Source organism: Algoriphagus vanfongensis DSM 17529 (assembly GCF_000429465.1).
GTDB lineage: Bacteria > Bacteroidota > Bacteroidia > Cytophagales > Cyclobacteriaceae > Algoriphagus > Algoriphagus vanfongensis.
The window spans coordinates 739,831-759,763 of the sequence record NZ_AUBX01000010.1; the positions used below are offsets into that span (position 1 = coordinate 739,831).

A 19,933-nucleotide genomic window follows, 5' to 3' on the forward strand; every position below is an offset into this window, starting at 1 on the left:
TTTAAAACTACTCTGTCCCTCGCAAATTGTACTTCGTATTTCTTAAATCACTAGCTTGAAGTCGAAATGAAATTAGATCGAAAATTCAACGAGCTTAGCCTTCCGGAGTATATCCGCTGCATCGAAAATCACAAAGATTACTCAGATTTCAATACCCTCGGACTCTATCGCTCTATCCTGGAAAATGAACAACTGAGCTTGGATGAGAAAATCCAAGTTAAGGATTTTGCCAACACGATCTTTGGAAAAACCTATGAGTTTCTACAAGTCAAAGACCCACGAACTTATTTTGAACTGGAAACTCTTGGCCAGGAACTGACCGTCGCTGACGAAGCACAAATCTGGAGAACTATCCAGCAAAATCAAGAGAAAATCCTAGCAGCCAAGAGAATCAAGCATCGCAATTTTGGGGATCATTCCAAGCACAACTGTGGACATCCCGACTGCCCTATGGATGGACTGATGATCAGACAAGATTCCTGGCTTACGGAATATCATATGGTTTTTTACACGGATAAAAATAAAACCGGAGCAAAGCAAAAAGCCAAGCAGCGCAAAAAAGATCGAAAAAACACACATCAGTTAATACAGCGAGATTTGGATTGGGAAAATCAGTAAGTCTCTTTTCTGACCATTCACATTCTTTAGGCACAATTTCTTTTGCAAACTGTTTGGTCTAAAAAACAATAATTCCCCAACTTGCCGGAAAATTAGCATCCAATGGATTTAATCACCCAAATCAAAAAATCACCAGCAAGTATCACGTTTCCAGAAGTCATCGCTCATATCGATGCCAACTACGACTTTACCCCTACGCGTTTTGTCAATGGCGAAACCATCAATGAAGCTGGCCAAAACAATGGAAGTTGCAAAATTTTCTCATTTGCAAAGCTGAAGGACCTGAGCAAAGAAGAGACCTTGTCACTTTTTGGAGACTTTTATAGAAAAGATGTTTTGGAAAATCCGTCTGGAACAGACCATCTAAATATCCGAAACTTCATGAACCTAGGCTGGGAAGGAATCCAGTTCGAAGGAGAAGCACTGATAAAGAAATAGTTGCAATACTTTCGACAGGGATGATTGGCTCTAGCCTAACCCTGGTGAAATTTAAGTTGTGAGAAGAGGAATTAAATCTAGCCTATTCCAAGACAAGAGATTGAGCAGGTTACAAGCCTTTTTTCGCACTTTGTCTGGTAAAAAAACGATATCTCCCCAACCCTCTCCGTTAGGATCTCGCACCCAAATCTTTACAGCTGCCATTCCTGCATAGGCAGCTGTTGGAGTTTACTTTCTGCTTCCTTATTATTACGCTTCATTCTGAAGGGAATGATTGAAAATACTCCATGGGAAAACGAATCAGACTCCATCAAGCCGAAGTCATCTCACTCAGCTACCTGAGTTTGGGAGTGCTTTGGATTTTTTTAAGTGACAAGGTCACTACCTACATTTTCAGTGACGACATCATTTCCATGACCAAATTCCAACTTTCCAAAGGAATTTTCTTCGTCATTGCCACCGGGGTTTATATTTACTTTTTGACCAAAAGCCTATTTGACCGGGTCAATCATCGCAAAAAGGAGCTGGAGCTGCTCTTCACCAATCCAAATTTGGGTATCCTCAAAGTGGATGAAGAGGGCTATTTCACAGAAGTCAGTCCCAATATTGAAAAGCTTACCGGCTACCATCCCAATGAGTTATTGGGCAAGCATCTCAATCACCATACCCCTGAGCACCGTAAAGAAAAAGACCTTGAAAATCTACTGTACATCCGAAACTCAACCCATCAGGATGGCTTTATTTTCACCAAGCATCTCCTCAGTAAATCAGGTGCAGAAATCATCATCAAAGGCTACGGAGCGAGAATAGAAACCAAATCTCCTTCTAAGAAAGAATATATTGTCGCCTTTCAAAACATCACGGATCACGTCAATTTTCTCAAAAAGCTCGAAGACCACAACAAGCAGCTTCGCGAACTGGCTTCTGAGCAAAGTCACTTGGTTCGTGCTCCTTTAGCAAGGATTCTGGGGATTACCGGATTGTTTGAAGAAGGGCATGAATTGACAGACCAAGAAAGAAACGCCCTGCTTCGCAATCTCAAAGTCTCTGGCGAAGAGCTTGACCAAGCGCTCAAAGATATCAGCCAGAAAATGCTATTTTCAGGTGAATGAGCCAATAGACTAACAGGTTCAACGGTGGCAACCATATCACCCTGTAGAATTGACTTTATAGTTCCTTCACTTCCGTGAGATTCATTAACGATAAGTGTTACTTTCACACCGTTCTAAAAACCGAAAGCAACTACTTTCTGTAAGCAAGCATATCATCAAACTTTTCCCAGTTCAAATTTTAAATCTAGCTCGGCTGAATCACCCAAACCATTCTATTCAATAGTTACCACAAATCTCACATACCTCGTCATTGGATGTGTTCCATCGTCTGAAACTTCAGCGATGACATGGAGTTGACCAGTTGAGCTGGGATCCAGTTTCACTTCTACTTGATTACCATTGGGAGTTAAAACAGCCTCTCCTCCATACGTACCCACTTCTTTGTACACCCAAAACTGTGTAGTCAAAGCATCCCCATCCGGATCGGAAGCTTCTATTTGCAGATTCAAAGTCTCACCTGCTTTTGCATACAGCCGTGAAGCACCGGATGCTTTCACATCCGGAGCATGATTGGCATCAGCAAAGTCCATCACGCACCAATCTGCTCTTGAAGCAAAATCTTGCTGGATCGCCTCCACCCAACGGATCTGAGGATAAGTAGCATCTAGCTTTTCTGTAAAAGGATTATAGTCCAGCACCTCTTTTCCATCCTCCCAGCGGTTAGGTTGCTCTGCGGATTGAACCAATCTACCTCCCCAGCCACCCCACTCTGGATGATCCAGATTATCCAGTCCCACATCGATCAAATGTAGGTAAGCTGGAGAATCCCCTTCAGAGATAAAGTCATAGATACCGAAAGTCCCCCATTGTGCATTCTCCAATTTGGTCGGATCTCCATGAATGTGCTCATCATCTCCTTCTTGCTTTTGGCCATCACCATAGCTATAGTATTGCTTCAAAAGTGGCCCATGACCGTTGATGATCTCATTTCCCATAAACTCCCCCTCAAAGAGATAATGCTGGGATTCAGGCACAGCAGCTTTCCACGAATAAGCAAAGCACCAAAATTGATTGGAATTGTAGAAAATCTTCAGATCCGGCCAATTGGGAGCAATGTATTTTCGATAAGTAGCATCCTGATCTAGAATCGCATAAATGATGGCTTTGTCCACTACCTTTTGATAGACGCTTGTCCACTCAGGCGTATTTTTATATTGATCCTCTATCGATTTGAGTGCACGGGCGATGGTATTTGTACCACCCCAAACCTGTAGATACAGCGGCTCCATCTCCTCATCGAGCAGTTTGGCTTTGATAAAATCCGACCCTTCAGTATCTACTTCCATTTCTCCTTCGAAATCAATATTTCCCACACGGACCAGACTTCTCAAATGATCTGCCGTTGGAAAACCCTCCGCATGTTGACTGAGTTTGGGGTAAACCGTCTCATAAGCGTCCAGCAGCGGGTTCATCCACTCCACTCCCGGCCATCTCAAATCTGGAATTGCCCCGTACATATTCTTGGTCATTTCCATTTCCGAGGTAAAAAGTGTCCCCTCACCATCTCCTTTGTAGTGCCACATAGAGGAAGAGTAAATCAATCCCTCAATCCGAAATTCATTCGCATAAAGCAGCATGCGGATAAAGGAGTCCACATCATCGATCTCCCCATCTGTCGTGACGATGGTTCGGGGTTTTGTAGAGGAAGGTTCTGGAGAAGATTCTTTTTGAGTTTGAGTCTCTGGCTGACAAGCAAACAACAAAGCAAGAAGAATCAACGAGTAGATTGATTTCATAGGTTTTTGGGTTTGAGGGAAATAAGATAAGAAATGAAGCCGAAATAACAATTGCTGAAGTGAGGCCTTGACACCTAGCCAAACAGGGATTTTACCCATTTCCTGAAAATGGCTAAGTCTCCCTCGGATTTGGCTAAAACTTCTACTTGGATGTACCTCATTTTTGTAAAGTCAAAAAAACAAAAACAGAAATGAACAAAACAGCAATCATCACAGGAGGAAGTCGCGGTCTAGGTAAAAACATGGCCTTGAGCCTGGCATCCAGAGGAATCGATGTAATTCTCACCTATCACAGCAATAAAGAAATGGCTTATCAAGTCGTGGAGGAGATAGAGAAGCTAGGAACCAAAGCAGTGGCTTTTCAACTAGACACCTCTCGAGTGGATGCTTTTGCCTCATTCTTGGCACAAGTGGACCACTGGCTTCAAGAAACCAAAAACACATCCAATTTTGATTTTCTGATCAATAATGCAGGAATTGGAATCTACGAGACGATTCAGAACAGTTCGGAAGATCAATTTGACTCCATGGTCAATATCCACTTAAAAGGAGTATATTTCTTGACCCAACAGGCAATCCCTCGCATAAATCGCGGAGGTCGCATCATCAATGTTTCCTCAGGTCTGGCGAGATTTTCTCTACCCGGCTACGCCGCTTATGCGATGATGAAGGGTGGCATAGAAGTCTTCACACGCTACCTCGCCAAAGAGCTGGGAGAAAAAGGAATCTCAGCCAACACCCTGGCACCGGGAGCCATTGAAACGGATTTTCAAGGCGGAGCTGTCAGAGACAATGCACAACTAAACCAACATGTCTCAAATAGCACTGCATTGGGAAGAGTAGGTTTGCCAGAAGATATCGGAGGAGTAGTGGCCTTTCTATGCTCCGAAGAAGCCAGATGGGTCAATGCCCAACGAATCGAAGTGTCTGGAGGCCAAAATATCTAGAAAATATATGGAACGACTCAATTCTATCAGTGATTTTCACCGCTTTACCGGTCAGTCTTCCCTGGAGCATCCATTGATCAGCTTGATTGATTATAGCAAAGTCACCCATCAATCATCCAGTGGAGAGCTCAAGTGGGTTCAGACTTTCTACACCATTTCTCTCAAAAGAGATGTGGTCGGAAAATACCGATACGGCCAGCAAACTTATGATTTTGACGAAGGTCTGATGAATTTCTTTGCACCAAATCAGGTGATCACCATTGAGCAGGGTGAAGCTTCCGACAAAAAACCATCAGGATGGATCTTGGCCATCCATCCTGATTTTTTCTTTGGCTCCGAACTGAGCAAAAAGATCAAAAAATACCAATTTCTGAACTATTCAGTGCGGGAAGCTCTATTCCTATCTGAAAAGGAAGAGAAAGTAATCACGACGATCCTATCCAATATCCAATCAGAATACCAAGCCAATCTGGATCAGTTTAGCCAAGAGATCATTCTCAATCAAATTGAGCTTTTGCTCAACTATGCAGATCGGTTTTATCAAAGGCAATTCCTGACACGGAAAGTCTCCAACCACGAACTGCTGGATCGCTTTGAAAAGATACTGGAGGAGGAGTTTGAAGAGCAAAAAATCCTCGAGAACGGCCTACCCAATGTACAGCAGATCGCCAGCAGGCTCCACGTATCTCCAGACTATCTCAGCAGCATGCTCAAAGTGCAGACCGGTCAAAGTACGCAGCAGCACCTACATCGCTTCATCATCGATGCTGCCAAAGTCCAGCTATCCACTTCTCAGCTTTCGGTCAGTGAGATATCCTACGCGCTAGGGTTTGAGCATCCACAATCCTTCAGCAAACTCTTCAAATCCAAAACCAATCAAACTCCACTAGAATATCGTGCTTCATTCAATTGACTCCTCTGCGGTATAAATCCCTACCTTTGGAAAAAATACTTTTGAGGTCATGAACTGGATCCTTTTGATTATTGCAGGACTATTTGAAGTGGCTTTTGCGTTCTGTTTGGGTAAAGCAAAAGAGACCATCGATACCGAGCAATATCTTTGGTATGGAGGATTTTTGGTGGCTTTAGTCATCAGTATGAGCTTACTCATCAAAGCCACTCAGACTCTTCCCATCGGCACAGCTTATGCTGTCTGGACAGGGATAGGAGCTGTAGGAACAGTGCTAGTTGGCATTTTCATCTTCAAAGAACCCGCTACCTTTTGGAGGGTATTCTTTATCAGTACTTTGATCGCATCGATCATCGGGTTGAAGGCAGTTTCACACTGAGTTTGATTAAATGAAATTGTTTTGGAAAACATCAGAAGATATTTTGACTTAATAGCAGGTGTTTCGCTTACCGCCGAAGACTGGGAAATGTTTGCTTCCAAACTCGTGCGACAGGACTTTCCAAAAAAACACGTCTTACTCAAATCAGGAAAAATAGAACCCTATTTATCCTTTGTAGAGTCAGGTATTTTTCGATTCTATCATTCCAAAGATGAACATGAGTTGACCTTTGCATTTGCATTTGAAGGGGAGTTTATGAGTGGGTATAGTTCATTTCTTACCCAATCTCCTTCTCACTACCACATCGAAAGCCTCACTCCTGCCACTCTGTGGAGAATCAGCTTTGATGATTTGCAATCAATCTACCTTGAAACAGCAATTGGAAATTTAATTGGCAGAAAGACCAGCGAAGGTTTATTCCTGCAAAAGTCTAAAAGAGAGCTTTCCCTTCTGACAGAATCGGCAGAACAACGCTACCTCAATTTATTTTCTGAACAAGCTCACCTTGTCCAGCAGATACCATTGAAATACCTCGCTTCATACATTGGTGTCACGCCGCAAGCTCTCAGCCGCATTCGCAAGAGACTTGCATCCTCACACTAAATCCAGCAAAAGGTCAGTGACTTTTCCTTGATTTATTAACCTAGGTTCATTTACCGCAAACCTCAAAACGTCGATTTTTGTAAAAAAAAGATGAAACCTCTGATCGTACTTCTGCTGGTATTTGCGATTTCACTAATTGGATTTAAACTATCCAAAGGCACTTTTGAACTTGCTGAAGCTGGCAGAATCGCAATGTCGGCTATGTTGCTTTTCACAGCGATCGGACACTTTGCTTTTTCTAAGGGAATGGCGATGATGGTGCCCGACTTTATACCCAATAAAGTAGCTGTGGTGTATCTCACAGGACTGCTGGAAGTAGCTGCAGCTATCGGACTCTTTGTTCCTGCATTGAGGGTTTGGACCGGATGGCTACTGATTTTGTTTTTGATCCTAGTCCTTCCTGCTAATATTCAAGCATCAATCAAGCAAATCAACTATCAAAAAGGTACTTTAGATGGACCTGGCTTGAGCTATCTGTGGTTTAGAGTTCCCCTTCAAATGTTATTTATTGCCTGGACCTATTTGGTGGCTGTAAGATGAGAGCCCGCTAGCTTGTCAATAAAAACCCAGCAAGCACGAACTCTGTAGAGAGGTGCTTGCTGGGTTTCAAAAATTAGGGATTGGTAGAGAAGATAGAACCATTCGCAATCAGCGCACGTCGGTTCATTTTCAAAATATCCCTCACCCACTCTGCGAAATCTTCTGGCTGAAGAACCTTGTCCGGATTTCCATCCGTCAATCCCGCCTGAATACTCATATCCGAAGCTATCGTACTTGGAGTCAAAGTGATCACACGGATATTTTGCTTTCTCCACTCAGCCATCATGGATTGCGAAAGTGAGATCACAGCCGCCTTGGATGCCGCATAGGCTGACATATGAGCTCCACCTTTCAATCCAGCAGTCGAAGCTACATTGACGATATCACCTTCTCCTTTTTCTTTCAAATAAGGATAAACTGCCATTGCGGCATAGTAAACCCCAAACAAATTGGTCTGAATCACCTCCTGCCAATCCGCTGAGGACATGGCTTCTAAAGTTCCCATTTTGCCGATTCCGGCATTGTTGATCAAAATATCCACGCCTCCCAGCTCTGATACCAAAGCATCGATCCCGGACTTGACGGCATCTTCACTTGCGATATCAAAAGCTTCAAATGAAGCCTTCACGCCAAGTTTTTGCAGTTCAAGAGCTACGGACTTGAGTTGCTCTTCATTTCTTCCCGTGATACCGATATTCACACCTTCCTGTGCCAAAAGTGTCGCTATTGCTTTCCCCAATCCGCGACTGCCACCTGTGATGATGGCTGTTTTTCCTTTTAATGAAATCATGATTTGAATGTTTTTATGACTAGTGAACCAAATCTTTGGTTGTTTTGATCCCTGATAGTGGAATTTTAAGCAGAGTTGATCTTCAAAATTTCATTGCCTATTTTGGATGAGCATTTCGCATTCCGAAGAACGAATTTCACCCTTTGAATCTCCTCCAATTATGCCCAAAAACAACCCTTGGTCCGAAGCTATGAGCAAATTGCATGACATTTTCTCCAAAACTGAACTGGTCGAAACCACCAAATGGGGAATGCCTGTCTATACCGTCAATGGAAAGAATGTCGCCGGATTCATAGGTATGAAAAATCATTTTGCGCTATGGTTTTACAATGGGGTCTTTCTCTCAGATCCATACCAAGTACTAGTCAATGCCCAAGAAGGCAAAACCAAAGCGATGCGTCAATGGAGATTTGAATCCACAGAAGATATCGATGAAGTAAAAATCCTAGAATATCTGAAAGAAGCCATCCAAAATGAAAAAGACGGAAAGTCCTGGAAGCCTGAAAAAGGTAGAGAAGTGGAGATTCCTTCTCTTTTGGAAGAAAAACTAAATGAAAATACCAAGCTTAAAGAATCCTTTGAAGCACTGACACCTTTCAAACAAAAGGAATACATCGAATACATCAACGAGGCAAAAAGGGAAGCTACCAAACTGAGCCGATTGGAAAAAATCATCCCGATGATCCTGGAAGGAAAGGGGCTCAATGACAAATACCGATAGGACAATTCTAAAACCTTTGATTTAACAATCCTGTTTTAGGGCAAAATACCTAAAAAGTATATTTTTGCTTTATGAAGTCAAAGCTGCACCATTCCCGATTGATTATCCTATTTCTTGGGATTTTTACTTTTAGTTTTTCTCTCGACGCACAGGATCGAAAACCAAATATCATCCTGATCATGGCAGATGATCTGGGAATAGAGACGATCAGCAGCTATGGGGGAACTTCCTATCAAACTCCCTTCATCGATGCCATGGCAGCTGATGGCGCAAAATTCGAAAACTGCTTTGCCCAGCCTCTCTGCACTCCTTCTCGAGTTCAGCTCATGACAGGCCAATACAATGTGAGAAACTACACTGTCTTTGGCCAGCTGGATCGTAGCCAGACGACCTTTGCAAACCTGCTCAAAGATGCCGGGTACAAAACCGCCATCGCTGGCAAGTGGCAATTGGGAAAGGACAAAGATTCCCCTCAGCATTTTGGCTTTGATGAATCTCTTCTGTGGCAGCACATGCTGGGCGCTACGGATGAAAATGGCCATGACACCCGCTATTCCAATCCTGTTTTGGAACATAATGGAGTAGCCAAGCACTATGATGGCGGACAATTTTCTACAAATGTGACGAGCGACTTTTTGATCGATTTTATGGAAAAGAATCAGGATTCGCCCTTTTTCCTTTATTACCCCATGATCATCACACACTGCCCTTTTGTCCCGACACCAGACTCCAAAGACTGGGATCCTAGCAGTCCAGGTTCGCCTACCTACAAGGGAGACGCGCAATATTTCGGAGATATGGTTTCTTACATGGATAAGACCGTTGGAAAGATCATTGCCAAAGTAGAAGAATTGGGACTGAGTGAGGAGACGATTATCATCTTCACAGGGGACAATGGTACAGATGCACCAGTAGTATCTCAGTACCGAGGTCGGGAATTCCCTGGAGGCAAATCCAAAACAACCGACAATGGAATCCATGTTCCACTTGTAGTGCAGTGGAAAGGACAAATCAGCCCAGGAATAGAAAGCGATGATTTGATTGATTTCAGCGATTTCTTACCAACGCTAATGGATGTCGCAGGCGTGAAAACACCTAAAACCCTTCCGGTTGATGGGGTGAGTTTTCTTCCTCAAATGATGGGTAAAAAAGGCAATCCAAGAGATTGGACCTACTTCTGGTTTACCAGAAATGGAGATATGGAAAGTCTTAAGGAATTTGTCAGAAACAAAGAGTTTAAACTCTATGCCAGTGGGGAATTTTATAATATCCAAGAAGACTGGTTCGAAGAGAAACCACTAGTTTTTCCATTGCAGGACAAAAATGCCAAAAGAGCCCATAAAGAATTATCGAAGGCACTGAAGCAATTTGAGGGCATCAGATAATTCACAAAGCTAATCTGTAATTCTGGCGGACTCCAGCAGCGCTGCATTTCTTCTAAACAATTCCCTCATTTCCTCCAAAATCGCCAAATAATCAGCATGACCCGCCAAATTTTTGATTTCAAAAGGATCCTGGATCAAATGATATAATTCCTCCCTTTCCGGATCATCCCGATATCGGAAATATTTCCATTCCTCCGTTCTTAGCCCCTCGCTTGCAGGAATAATATCCACCTCCCAAAGATGCTCCACCACAAAATCTCTTCTTTCCAAAGCAGGATTTTCATGGATCACATAATCCGCCAAGCTCAATCCTTGCCAGGATTCTGGCATGATTCCACCCGCAAACTCTAAAATCGTCGGAGCGATATCGATATTCAAGGCAAAACTGGTGATCGTTCTATGTCCGACATGGCGTGGATCATAAATAATCAAAGGCACGCGAAGGGAATTGTCATACATCAGCCACTTGCCAGCCAACTGTCTTTCCCCCTGAAAATAGCCATTGTCTCCCATCAGGATGATCACCGTATTCTGATCCTGCCCTGTTTCTTTCAACACTTCCCGGATTTTCCCGATCTCCAAATCCACCTCCGAAATCATCCGATAGTAACCTTTAATACTCGCCTGATATTTATCCGGATCATCATATCTCCAATGCCATCTGGTGCGATTTTCACCTTTTCTGACATATTCCGGAAGATCTTCGAAATATTTATCCTTGGCTATTTGTGGCTTTGGAAATTTCCCTTTCTGGTACAGATGATCCACTGACTCAGACCAGAAATACTGCTCCTCAGCCGGATCGTGGGCATGAGGAGCCGAAAAACTCAAGGAAAGCATAAATGGTTTTTCGACTGTCTGAGATCGGATAAACTGCTGCGCCTGATGCGAAGTGTATTGGGTCAAATGAACAGTGTCAGCACCGATGGTTTTGTAGAAATACCCTCTTCGATCCTTGAATTGTCCGTTGCGGTCATAGCTTTCTCCCTCTTGAAAGAGACGCTCAAATCCCGGGTAATTGACCCCAAACTTCCCAAAGAAAGCCGTGTTGTAGCCATACTTTTTAAGTTCTTCGGGATAAGATTGCTGGGCATAGTCTTCTTGCAGTGTTTGACCAAATGTATAGCCATGGGTTCTTTCATATAGCCCTGTCAAAATACTGGCCCGGCTGGCCGCGCAAATCGGTGTGGTCACAAAGGCATTTTGGAAATAAATCCCCTCACGAGCCAATTGATCCATCTGAGGAGTAAGAATGATGTCATTCCCTGCAAAACCCAACGCATCCCAACGCTGATCATCTGTGAGAATAAAGATGATATTGGGCCTTTGCTGAGCCAAGCTCAAATGGGAGAAAAGCATCATGAAAAAAACTAAAAACCTGAAGGAATAGATGAGTGTCATGCAAAAAGATAAGTAAAAGCAGCGGCTTTCTCAAAAGTTAAAAACGCTCAAACAGACGATTCCTCAAAACTTAACAAAGGCTGATTTCCAGACTTTTCAATCCGATAATTTGATAAATAAGAAAACAAAATTACATTTGTATCGTACACGATATAAACGCCAACGATATGAAAGCAGAAACCAATTGGATACAGACCATTTTTAGGATTATTTTGGGGGCCTTCATGGCTTTAGCAGGCATAGGTCATTTGACTTTTCAGCGGGAAGAATTTCTGGCGCAAGTTCCGAGATGGCTTCCCTCCGACCCTGCATTTATGGATTTTGTAGTTTTATCTTCTGGAGTCGTGGAGATTTCCTTGGGCTTAGCCATGATCTTCTTGACCAAGCACAAGGTCAAAGTCGGAATCATTTTGGCTATTTTCTATGTTTTGATTTTTCCAGGAAACATCTCTCAATACACGAATGGAATTGATGCCTTTGGGCTCGATACCGATCAAAAGCGACTTATCCGTCTCTTTTTCCAACCTGTCCTGATTCTTTGGGCACTATGGTCTACAGGAGCATTAAAGTATTTACTCAACAAAAAGAAATAATATGAATTTCTACGATTTTGAAGCAAAAAAACTAAATGGCAAAGAGGCCTCCATGGCTGATTTTAAAGGAAAAACAGTCATCGTAGTAAACACTGCCAGCAAATGTGGATTGACACCTCAATACGAAGGTCTAGAAAAACTCTATTCCAAATACAAAGAGCAAGGCTTGGTGATTTTGGGTTTCCCCTGCAACCAATTTGCTAATCAGGAATCAGGTAATTCTGATGAAATCGCGGAGTTTTGCCAAGTAAACTATGGCGTAAGCTTCCCCATGTTTGACAAAATCGACGTCAATGGCAAGGATGCACATCCCATTTTCAAATACCTCAAATCCGAATTAAAAGGCGGGATTTTGGGCAGTAAGATCAAGTGGAATTTCACCAAATTTATCATAGACAAAAATGGAAATCCTGTAAAGCGCTTTTCACCGGTAACCACCCCGGAGAAAATGGAAAGTTACATCCAACAAATCCTTGCCGATGCCTGATCAACTGGCTAAATTATACTTGGAAAACCAGCTGTGCTTTCCCCTCTATGCAGCTTCGAGACTGACCACCAAAATCTATACTCCCTATCTCAACGAGCTGGATATCACCTATCCTCAATACCTGGTGATGATGGTTCTGTGGCAACATCCTGAGCAATCAGTCAATGATATCGGACACAAACTCCTCCTAGAGTCCAATACACTGACCCCTTTATTGAAGCGATTGGAACAAAAGAAGCTAATTAAGAGAACACGGTCTCATAAAGACGAACGCTCGGTGCTGGTCAGTCTGACGCAAGAAGGGCTAGAACTAAGAGAAAAAGCCGCGGTGATTCCTGACCAAATCATGGCTTCTTTCCAAGATGAAAGCATCAGCCCAGAAGAGGGAATAGCATTCCGGGAGACGTTGAAAAAACTAATGGGGATTTTGCGAGAAAAAAGCCAGTGACGCATTCAAATATGGATCTGCTTCGGAGTAGATCCATATTTCTTTTTGAAAGCAGCTATAAAATGTGAGACACTTTTGTATCCCAAATTCAAAGCCACCTCACTGACTGGAATCCCTTCTCGTAGCATGACTTTCGCCTGATCCATTCGCAATTCGGTAACATAAGACCTGATCGTCTGTCCAAATGCTTCTTTAAATCCAGTTTTAAGTTTTTGTTCGTTCAAAGAGACTTCTTTGGAAAGCTGACGAATAGTCGGAGGATTCGAAAAATTAGCCCCCAAAAATGCCTTTGCCTGCTTTAATTTGTTCAAATCTTGATGAGGAAGTTCAGATGAAATGTGTTGACTCTGTATCCTAGAATGAACCATCAGAAAAAACTCTCTCAATTTGTATCCTAAGAAATACCGAGTCAATGTCCCCTGACTTTTATTATCAAAAATTTCTGTTAAAACCTCGAAAGTCTTCACATCTATAGGCAATACACACTCTCCAAAACGCACGTAATCCCAGGCCAGAACTTTTTGAAAAAAATCAAACTCTTTGGACCAAACCTCTGACTCGAGCAAATTCAAAAAATAAGCTCTCGACATAAAAATCCTTGTATAGTCATACCTCTCCTGATCCTGTCTCAGAAAGATAGTCGGATTGCATTGATGTCTAAACGCCAGTTGTAGAAGTCCGACCTGAATGGATTTGCTAGCATGAATTTTTGTTTTCAAAGTACTCTCGCCTTTGCTCATAAGAGATATCTGTATGAAATCCCTCCCAACAAATAGTCGATTGGATACCGTCTGGTGAAGATGAAATTGGTTGCGGGTAATGCAAAAACCGGCGGTGTAAGCAGCAGAAAATGTACCGTCCAAAAAATCATTACTGACAGGATAGTTGACCTCCTTCCAATCCACCACTGAGGATTCCTGAGTGGACGAAAGTTCTACATCCAACAAGGTCTCATTTGTCTCCAGTAATTTAGATTGAATAAACATAATTCCTTTTTCGATACTTTTTGTTCCTTTTTCGATACTGCCTGATCTGGCTGTAAAGCTACTTTTGCAACATTAATTAAAATCATTCTAAATAAAAACAAGATCTTTTTGAAAGGTCTTCCCGGGGGAGCAATGAAGAAATTTCTACTTTTTACAGCTTTTTTTATTGGATTATCAATTTCCACACGGGCTCAAAATCAAAAGTCCGGTGTAGATGGAAAAGTATCCACAGCAGACGGACCTGCCATAGGAATAGCTGTCATGCTGACCAACACCAGCATCGGCACTGTGACCGATGAAGAAGGTAGATTCAAACTGGATCTTTCGCCAGGCAATTACCAGCTAACCTTCAGAGGCTTGGGATACACTACTCAAACTGTATCAGTATCTATCAAATCAAGCCAAAGAAAAGAGCTTCATATCAAACTGCTACCAAAAGACACCCAATTGGAGCAAGTCACTGTCACTGGAGCCCCTGAGATCGAGGTAGTCAGAGAATCGCCCTACAATGTCGTCGCTCTGGATACCAAAGGACTGTACAATTCCACCATGGATCTCGGTCACGTCCTCAATAGAGCTTCAGGAGTCAAAGTAAGAGAATCAGGAGGCGTCGGCTCCCGAATGAATATTTCACTCAATGGGTTTACAGGCAGGAATGTCAAAATCTTCATGGATGGTGTGCCCATGGCTGGCTTTGGCAATGCCTTCCAGCTCAACAATATCCCAGTAGGAGTAGCTGAAAGGGTAGAAATATACAAAGGTGTAGTTCCTATCGAATTTGGTACCGATGCCATGGGAGGAGTGATCAACATCGTGACCAACCAAACTGGAAATACTTACCTGGATGCATCCTATTCCTACGGCTCATTTAATACACACCGGGCAAACATCAGTGCTGGTTACACAGCTAAAAGTGGGTTTACTGTGCAGTTGAATGCTTTCAAAAACTACTCTGATAATAACTACGAAGTCTACCTGGACCGCATGCTCGACATCTCGACTGGAGGCTATATCCGCGGAGACTATTATGTCAAAAGATTTCATGACAAATATTCGAACCAAACGGTGATGGCCAAAGTAGGTTTTGTCAATACCAAATGGGCCGACCGATTTCTTTTTGGACTTACGGCAGGAGAATTGGAAGCAGATATCCAAAATGCCTCTACTCTCTCCATCGTATATGGAGAGCGCACCCGATCTTCCAAGACCTTACTTCCGTCAGTAGAGTACTACAAGCGCGACTTAGGCACTAAAGGTCTGACTGTTAGGTTTACCGGAAACTACAATATCAACTCCAACCACAATGTGGATACGGCTTCCCGAGTGTACAATTGGTACGGAGAGTTTATGGAAAGCAATATGAGAGGTGAAAGTGGCACCAATACACTTTCAGATTTTCAGGATGAAAACTATTCCAGCACAGCTAACATTTCATACAGGATCAGCGACCATCACTCTATTTCACTAAATGATGTCTTGACAGGCTACGAAAGAAAACTGGATTCCAGCGTACCGATGGATGATATTTCCTCCCCTGCCGACACCATGCGTAGAGCGAATACCAAAAACGTATTTGGAGCGGCCTATGTCTATCGACCTAGTCATGACTGGAATCTCAATGTTTTTGGCAAGCACTATTACCAACATGTAGTAGGACCTAGAGACACTACGACTACCAATACCTCAAAATACGCTGAGCTGGCAGCTGATTTCCAAACCACAGGCTATGGTGTCGCCACCACGAGATTCTACAAAGACTACCAGTTCAAAGCTTCTATTGAGCGGGCATTGCGCCTACCAAACGCCAACGAAATCTTTGGAGACGAACTCCTCACCGCAGGCAATAGCTCACTACGTCCAGAAAACTCCACCAACTTCAATCTCGGCACTACGCTCAATCGTCAGTTGAAAAATGGAAACACGCTATACCTGGATGTGAGTGGCTACTATCGACTGACCAAAGATTATATCCAGCAAGTTCAGGATGCTCGATACGGTACGATCAGCAATGTCAACTTCGGTCGGGTACGCAACATCGGCGTGGATGTAGAAGGTCGCTATTATTTGAAAAACAAAGCAATGATTGGTGCTACTGTCACCTACATGGACTTGAGAAACAAAGAAAAATACCGTGATGCGCAGTCCACTGTCATCGACGCTACCTACAACAACCGTATGCCAAATACGCCTTATTTCTTCGGAAATGTCGATGGAGCCTACTACATCCATGACTTAGGAGGAAAAGGCAATGTCCTATCCTTGAACTACACCTTCAACTTTGTAGGAGAGTTTTATCTCCTCTGGGAAAGCCAAGGAACCCAGAGTACCAAAGCCACTTTGGACCGGCAGCTTTATCATGACTTTATCATGACCTATGCCATCAAAAATGGCAGATACAACATCAGCTTAGAAGGACTTAACCTGTCCAATGCTAGACTTTACGACAACTTCAGCCTGCAAAAACCGGGAAGAAGCATCAGCGTCAAACTGCGCTATTATTTCAACACCAGACAAACTAAATCTCAAATCTAAATTTTATAAACACGATGAAAACCAACCTTAGACTTTGGAAATTTTGCCTGCCGCTTGCTGCTATTGCATTTGCAAGCTGCTCAGACGATGACCCTACCCCAGATCCGGTTCCACCTGTAGATGAAACAGAAGCGAAATACTTCATCGCTGCTGAAAATGACAACGGAACCTATAACATCGCAGTAGACGACTTGACCACAGGTACCACCACCACGATAGGTAACGGGATCGAGGATCCAGTATCTTACTCTCACTATGCCTACAATGGTACCGAAGCCGTGATGGCATTTTCTTACAGACAGGGTGATCCTACTGTAGGTCGTATTTGGGGCTTGGACGAAACTGGTGCACTTAGCGAAATCGGTGCAGGTTTCCAGTTGACACATGGCTTCTCTTCCATGGGCCCCTTCGAAAATTACCTGATTCTTGCTCGAGGAAACAGAACGTTTGCTGACGAGACTGTCGGCGCCAACTTCTACTTCATGGATTTGGAAGCTGACGGAGCAGTGGAAGCTAAGCAATTGACTACCCTCGGTCTAGCTGGTGAAGGCTTGGAATCACAGCCTGTAGGCGTAGCTGATCACGGAGACGGCACTTTCTACTCTGCGCTTGATGTCACCGATGGCAATGTAGATGAAGTTCAAATCGTACAGCTGGACAGAGATCTCAATGTGCTTCGAGTGATTACGGATGATAGAATCGGTTCCGGTTACGGTCGCTTTAGATCTGCAAGATATTCTTTGATCGAAAATGATGACGAAGGGAATACCTATGTGTTTGGTAATCCATTGGACGGAGAGACCAAAGGTGGTGCTTTGAAAATCAATAAGGGATCAAACGATTTTGACGGTTCTTACTATTTCAATATCGAGGACAAAGCTGAAGGACATTCCTTCAGAAAAGTATGGCATGTGACGGGTAAATACTTCTTGTTGGAGTTTTACAACGACATCGAAGCTACTACCAATTCACCCGCTTACAAATATGGTATCGTCAATGTGGAGACTCAGTCTTTTGCATGGGTGACAGGTTTGCCGGCTACCGAAACCATCGCCAGCACTCCAGGATGGCCATTCTCTGCTGACGAAAAAGTATTTATTCCTATCGTCACTACTGATGCCAATCCATTTGTTTATGTGATCGACCCAGTGACAGCAGTAGCTACCAAAGGTATCGAAATCCAAGGCGCGACTGATGTGGGTGGTCTTGCCAAACTGACTTATTAAAATATTCTCATCCAACCTCCTAGGACAATCCTGCTGGAATCCCAATTGCTTCCTTTGGGATTGTCCTTTTTTCTTCTAAAAAACAATGAAAAAACTCCTTACTCTCGCATTGGCCGCAGGATTGTGGACCGGTGCTTTTGCGCAGGAAAGTCCTCTTGTGACCAGAGAATTCTGGCAGGACCATCCTAGCTTAGACCAGGTGAAATCTGAATGGAACAAAGGATTCAGCTATGCTCAGGTAGTTGGATCAGATGATCCACTTGCCCTCGCTGTATCCAATGAAGCTCCGATCGAAGTGGTGAAATTCCTGGCTGATCAGCCAGATGTAGACTTGACCAGAAAACTCCACGAAGGTCGAATATACATTCATCTGGCTGCCAATAGTGGCAATGCCGAAGCAACAGATTATCTACTGGAAAAAGGTTCGCCGATCGAGTATTTGGATGCCAACAATCACACCGCATTTACTTTTGCAGGATTCCAAGGCAACTTGACCGTGCCTTTGGCTGAGGTATTTCTCAAGCATGGTGTGGATGTCAATGCCACTTATCCAGAGAAACTGGATGCGACTATTTTGTTGATTTCCATTCTGTATGACAAAGATTTGACGCTGACGGACTATTTCATTTCCAAAGGCGCTTCTATCAATGCAGTGGACAATGAGGGAAATACTGCTTTCAACTATGCAGCGCAATCCGGTGATGTAGAAATCCTAAAAGCTTTGGCAGCCAGAGGTGCCAAGTACGATGATCGTGCACTGATTAAAGCTGCCAAGGGAACTTACAGAACATACACTACCGTGGAGGTTCACAAATACCTTGTCGATGAACTTGGCCTTTCTCCTCAAGTGAAAACGGAAGAAGGCGAAAACCTGCTGAACCTCGTGACCAAAAAGCAAAATCAGACTGAAACGGTAAAATTCTACCTTGCCAAAGGTGTGGATGCGAGCAATGTGGACCAGGATGGAAACACTCCTTTCCTCAATGCCGCTGGTGCCAAAGATCTGGAAACAGTGACCTTACTTTTCCCTAGCGTAAAAGACATCAATGCAGCAAATAAGGAAGGTGTGACTCCATTGATCGCAGCGGTGCAGGGTTCCAGCGCCGAGGTGGTTTCTTTCCTTTTGGCTCACGGAGCAGATGCACAGGTCAAAGATGCGGAAGGCAATTCCCTGATTTATTACTTGGCTGAGTCATTCCGTACAGGCGGAAGAGGTCGAGGAGGCAATCCCCAGCAAGCGATTCATGACTTCAGTGCCAAGATGACCACATTGAAAAACAGCGGATTAGATCTGACTGCAGCTCTACCGGATCGCAACACGCTGTATCACTTATTGGCTGAGAAAAACAATCTAGGTGTGCTGAAAACGCTGGAAAATGAAGGCATTGCGATCAATGCAGTCAATCAGGAAGGCATGACGGCTCTTCACAAAGCTGCGTTGGTTTCATCTGACGACAAGACTTTGAAGTACCTCGTTTCTTTGGGCGCAGACAAGTCCATTGCCACTGATTTTGAGGAAACTGCTTATTCTTTGGCGAAGGAAAATGAGCAATTGAACCGAAATCAGATTTCTGTAGAATTCCTAAAGTAAGCAAGTATGAAATTGAGTAAACTCCTGCTAGTCGGAGTCATTTTGGGGCTTTTCACCTATTCGGCTTTTGCGCAGGTCAGCAAGTACAAATGCCTGGTTCAGATGTCCAATTATGTGGGCGAAGGAGCCTATATCACCATCTCACTGATCAATCCACAAGGCGACTATGAAAAAACCTTGCAGGTGCTCGGTGATGACGAGAAGTGGTACGAGACCTTAGAGAAATGGAATGAATTCTATCTTCAGCAGCCCTCTCAAATTGACGGGGTCACTGGAGCGTCCGTTTCAGGCGGAGGTCGATCTATCGTCACCTTGGACTTGGATGCTTCCAAAATAGACAAAGGCTACAAGTTACGCTTTGAGTCGGCAGTCGAAAACAATAAATATTACTTTGACGATGTGGAAATCCCGCTGAGCAGTCAGGCTCTGGCCCAGCAAAACGATGGGAAAGGATACATCCGCTTTGTCAGGTTTATAAAAGTAAAGTAAA

Annotated in this window: 21 protein-coding genes; 17 read left to right on the top strand and 4 right to left on the bottom strand. The window is 43.5% G+C overall.

Annotation, left to right across the window (positions count from 1 at the left end):
- Nucleotides 1–66 precede the first annotated feature (66 nt).
- The 3 genes from G460_RS0108420 to G460_RS0108430 all read left to right on the top strand — a co-directional run bounded on the left by G460_RS0108420 (nt 67) and on the right by G460_RS0108430 (nt 2,168).
- On the top strand, nt 67–618 hold the full coding sequence (locus tag G460_RS0108420) for a hypothetical protein (RefSeq protein ID WP_026954937.1): 552 nt from the start codon (nt 67–69) through the stop codon (nt 616–618).
- 102 nt (nt 619–720) lie between these two features.
- Nucleotides 721–1,056 carry a HopJ type III effector protein gene (locus G460_RS0108425; protein ID WP_026954938.1) on the top strand — a complete coding sequence of 112 codons (336 nt, stop codon included), beginning with the start codon at nt 721–723 and terminating at the stop codon, nt 1,054–1,056.
- Between the two features lie 287 nt (nt 1,057–1,343).
- Nucleotides 1,344–2,168, top strand: a complete 825-nt coding sequence (locus tag G460_RS0108430; protein WP_026954939.1) for a PAS domain S-box protein — start codon at nt 1,344–1,346, stop codon at nt 2,166–2,168.
- A gap of 212 nt (nt 2,169–2,380) precedes the next feature.
- Here the strand turns inward: G460_RS0108430 and G460_RS0108435 are convergent, their stop codons facing one another.
- Nucleotides 2,381–3,904 (bottom strand): DUF1593 domain-containing protein, encoded by a 1,524-nt coding sequence (locus tag G460_RS0108435; protein WP_026954940.1) that lies wholly within the window; start codon nt 3,902–3,904, stop codon nt 2,381–2,383.
- A gap of 191 nt (nt 3,905–4,095) precedes the next feature.
- Between G460_RS0108435 and G460_RS0108440 the strand changes: the two genes are divergently transcribed.
- From G460_RS0108440 to G460_RS0108460, 5 genes are all read left to right on the top strand, one after another.
- Entirely contained in the window at nt 4,096–4,851 is a 756-nt protein-coding gene (locus tag G460_RS0108440; protein ID WP_026954941.1) for an SDR family NAD(P)-dependent oxidoreductase, read from the top strand.
- Between the two features lie 7 nt (nt 4,852–4,858).
- Complete coding sequence (locus G460_RS0108445; protein ID WP_026954942.1) at nt 4,859–5,764, top strand: helix-turn-helix domain-containing protein; 906 nt, start codon at nt 4,859–4,861, stop codon at nt 5,762–5,764.
- A gap of 49 nt (nt 5,765–5,813) precedes the next feature.
- Nucleotides 5,814–6,140 carry a DMT family transporter gene (locus G460_RS0108450; RefSeq protein ID WP_026954943.1) on the top strand — a complete coding sequence of 109 codons (327 nt, stop codon included), beginning with the start codon at nt 5,814–5,816 and terminating at the stop codon, nt 6,138–6,140.
- Between the two features lie 21 nt (nt 6,141–6,161).
- On the top strand, nt 6,162–6,743 hold the full coding sequence (locus G460_RS0108455; RefSeq protein ID WP_026954944.1) for a Crp/Fnr family transcriptional regulator: 582 nt from the start codon (nt 6,162–6,164) through the stop codon (nt 6,741–6,743).
- A 90-nt stretch (nt 6,744–6,833) separates the two neighbouring features.
- Nucleotides 6,834–7,283: a DoxX family protein gene (locus G460_RS0108460; protein ID WP_026954945.1), complete on the top strand. Its 450-nt coding sequence runs from the start codon at nt 6,834–6,836 to the stop codon at nt 7,281–7,283.
- 73 nt (nt 7,284–7,356) lie between these two features.
- Here the strand turns inward: G460_RS0108460 and G460_RS0108465 are convergent, their stop codons facing one another.
- Nucleotides 7,357–8,073 (bottom strand): 3-ketoacyl-ACP reductase, encoded by a 717-nt coding sequence (locus G460_RS0108465; protein WP_035464133.1) that lies wholly within the window; start codon nt 8,071–8,073, stop codon nt 7,357–7,359.
- A gap of 160 nt (nt 8,074–8,233) precedes the next feature.
- Between G460_RS0108465 and G460_RS0108470 the strand changes: the two genes are divergently transcribed.
- Together G460_RS0108470 and G460_RS0108475 are read left to right on the top strand one after the other, a co-directional pair.
- The gene (locus G460_RS0108470; protein WP_026954947.1) at nt 8,234–8,794 is read left to right on the top strand and encodes a YdeI/OmpD-associated family protein; all 561 of its coding nucleotides are present in this window, start codon (nt 8,234–8,236) and stop codon (nt 8,792–8,794) included.
- Nucleotides 8,795–8,865: 71 nt separating this feature from the next.
- Nucleotides 8,866–10,179 (top strand): sulfatase family protein, encoded by a 1,314-nt coding sequence (locus G460_RS0108475; protein ID WP_026954948.1) that lies wholly within the window; start codon nt 8,866–8,868, stop codon nt 10,177–10,179.
- 9 nt (nt 10,180–10,188) lie between these two features.
- Here the strand turns inward: G460_RS0108475 and G460_RS21665 are convergent, their stop codons facing one another.
- Nucleotides 10,189–11,580 (bottom strand): sulfatase family protein, encoded by a 1,392-nt coding sequence (locus G460_RS21665; protein ID WP_051315979.1) that lies wholly within the window; start codon nt 11,578–11,580, stop codon nt 10,189–10,191.
- Nucleotides 11,581–11,747: 167 nt separating this feature from the next.
- Here G460_RS21665 and G460_RS0108485 point away from each other — a divergent pair, with 167 nt between their 5' ends.
- From G460_RS0108485 to G460_RS0108495, 3 genes are read left to right on the top strand one after another with little or no spacing between them, the layout of a single operon-like run.
- Nucleotides 11,748–12,173: a DoxX family protein gene (locus tag G460_RS0108485; protein WP_026954949.1), complete on the top strand. Its 426-nt coding sequence runs from the start codon at nt 11,748–11,750 to the stop codon at nt 12,171–12,173.
- A 1-nt stretch (nt 12,174) separates the two neighbouring features.
- Nucleotides 12,175–12,660, top strand: coding sequence for a glutathione peroxidase (locus tag G460_RS0108490; RefSeq protein ID WP_026954950.1), 486 nt, complete (start codon nt 12,175–12,177; stop codon nt 12,658–12,660).
- Nucleotides 12,653–13,108 carry a MarR family winged helix-turn-helix transcriptional regulator gene (locus tag G460_RS0108495; protein WP_026954951.1) on the top strand — a complete coding sequence of 152 codons (456 nt, stop codon included), beginning with the start codon at nt 12,653–12,655 and terminating at the stop codon, nt 13,106–13,108. The genes G460_RS0108490 and G460_RS0108495 overlap by 8 nt, the downstream gene beginning before the upstream one ends.
- 5 nt (nt 13,109–13,113) lie before the next feature.
- Here the strand turns inward: G460_RS0108495 and G460_RS22640 are convergent, their stop codons facing one another.
- Nucleotides 13,114–14,094, bottom strand: coding sequence for a helix-turn-helix transcriptional regulator (locus G460_RS22640; RefSeq protein WP_026954952.1), 981 nt, complete (start codon nt 14,092–14,094; stop codon nt 13,114–13,116).
- A 132-nt stretch (nt 14,095–14,226) separates the two neighbouring features.
- On the opposite strand from G460_RS22640, the gene G460_RS0108505 reads away from it, so the two are divergent.
- The 4 genes from G460_RS0108505 to G460_RS0108525 all read left to right on the top strand — a co-directional run bounded on the left by G460_RS0108505 (nt 14,227) and on the right by G460_RS0108525 (nt 19,932).
- A complete protein-coding gene (locus tag G460_RS0108505) occupies nt 14,227–16,626 on the top strand; it encodes a TonB-dependent receptor (protein ID WP_026954953.1) in 2,400 nt (799 codons plus the stop codon).
- 14 nt (nt 16,627–16,640) lie between these two features.
- On the top strand, nt 16,641–17,852 hold the full coding sequence (locus G460_RS0108510) for a DUF4374 domain-containing protein (RefSeq protein ID WP_026954954.1): 1,212 nt from the start codon (nt 16,641–16,643) through the stop codon (nt 17,850–17,852).
- Nucleotides 17,853–17,937: 85 nt separating this feature from the next.
- Entirely contained in the window at nt 17,938–19,443 is a 1,506-nt protein-coding gene (locus G460_RS0108520; protein ID WP_026954955.1) for an ankyrin repeat domain-containing protein, read from the top strand.
- Nucleotides 19,444–19,449: 6 nt separating this feature from the next.
- Complete coding sequence (locus G460_RS0108525; RefSeq protein ID WP_026954956.1) at nt 19,450–19,932, top strand: DUF2271 domain-containing protein; 483 nt, start codon at nt 19,450–19,452, stop codon at nt 19,930–19,932.
- Nucleotide 19,933 lies beyond the last annotated feature (1 nt).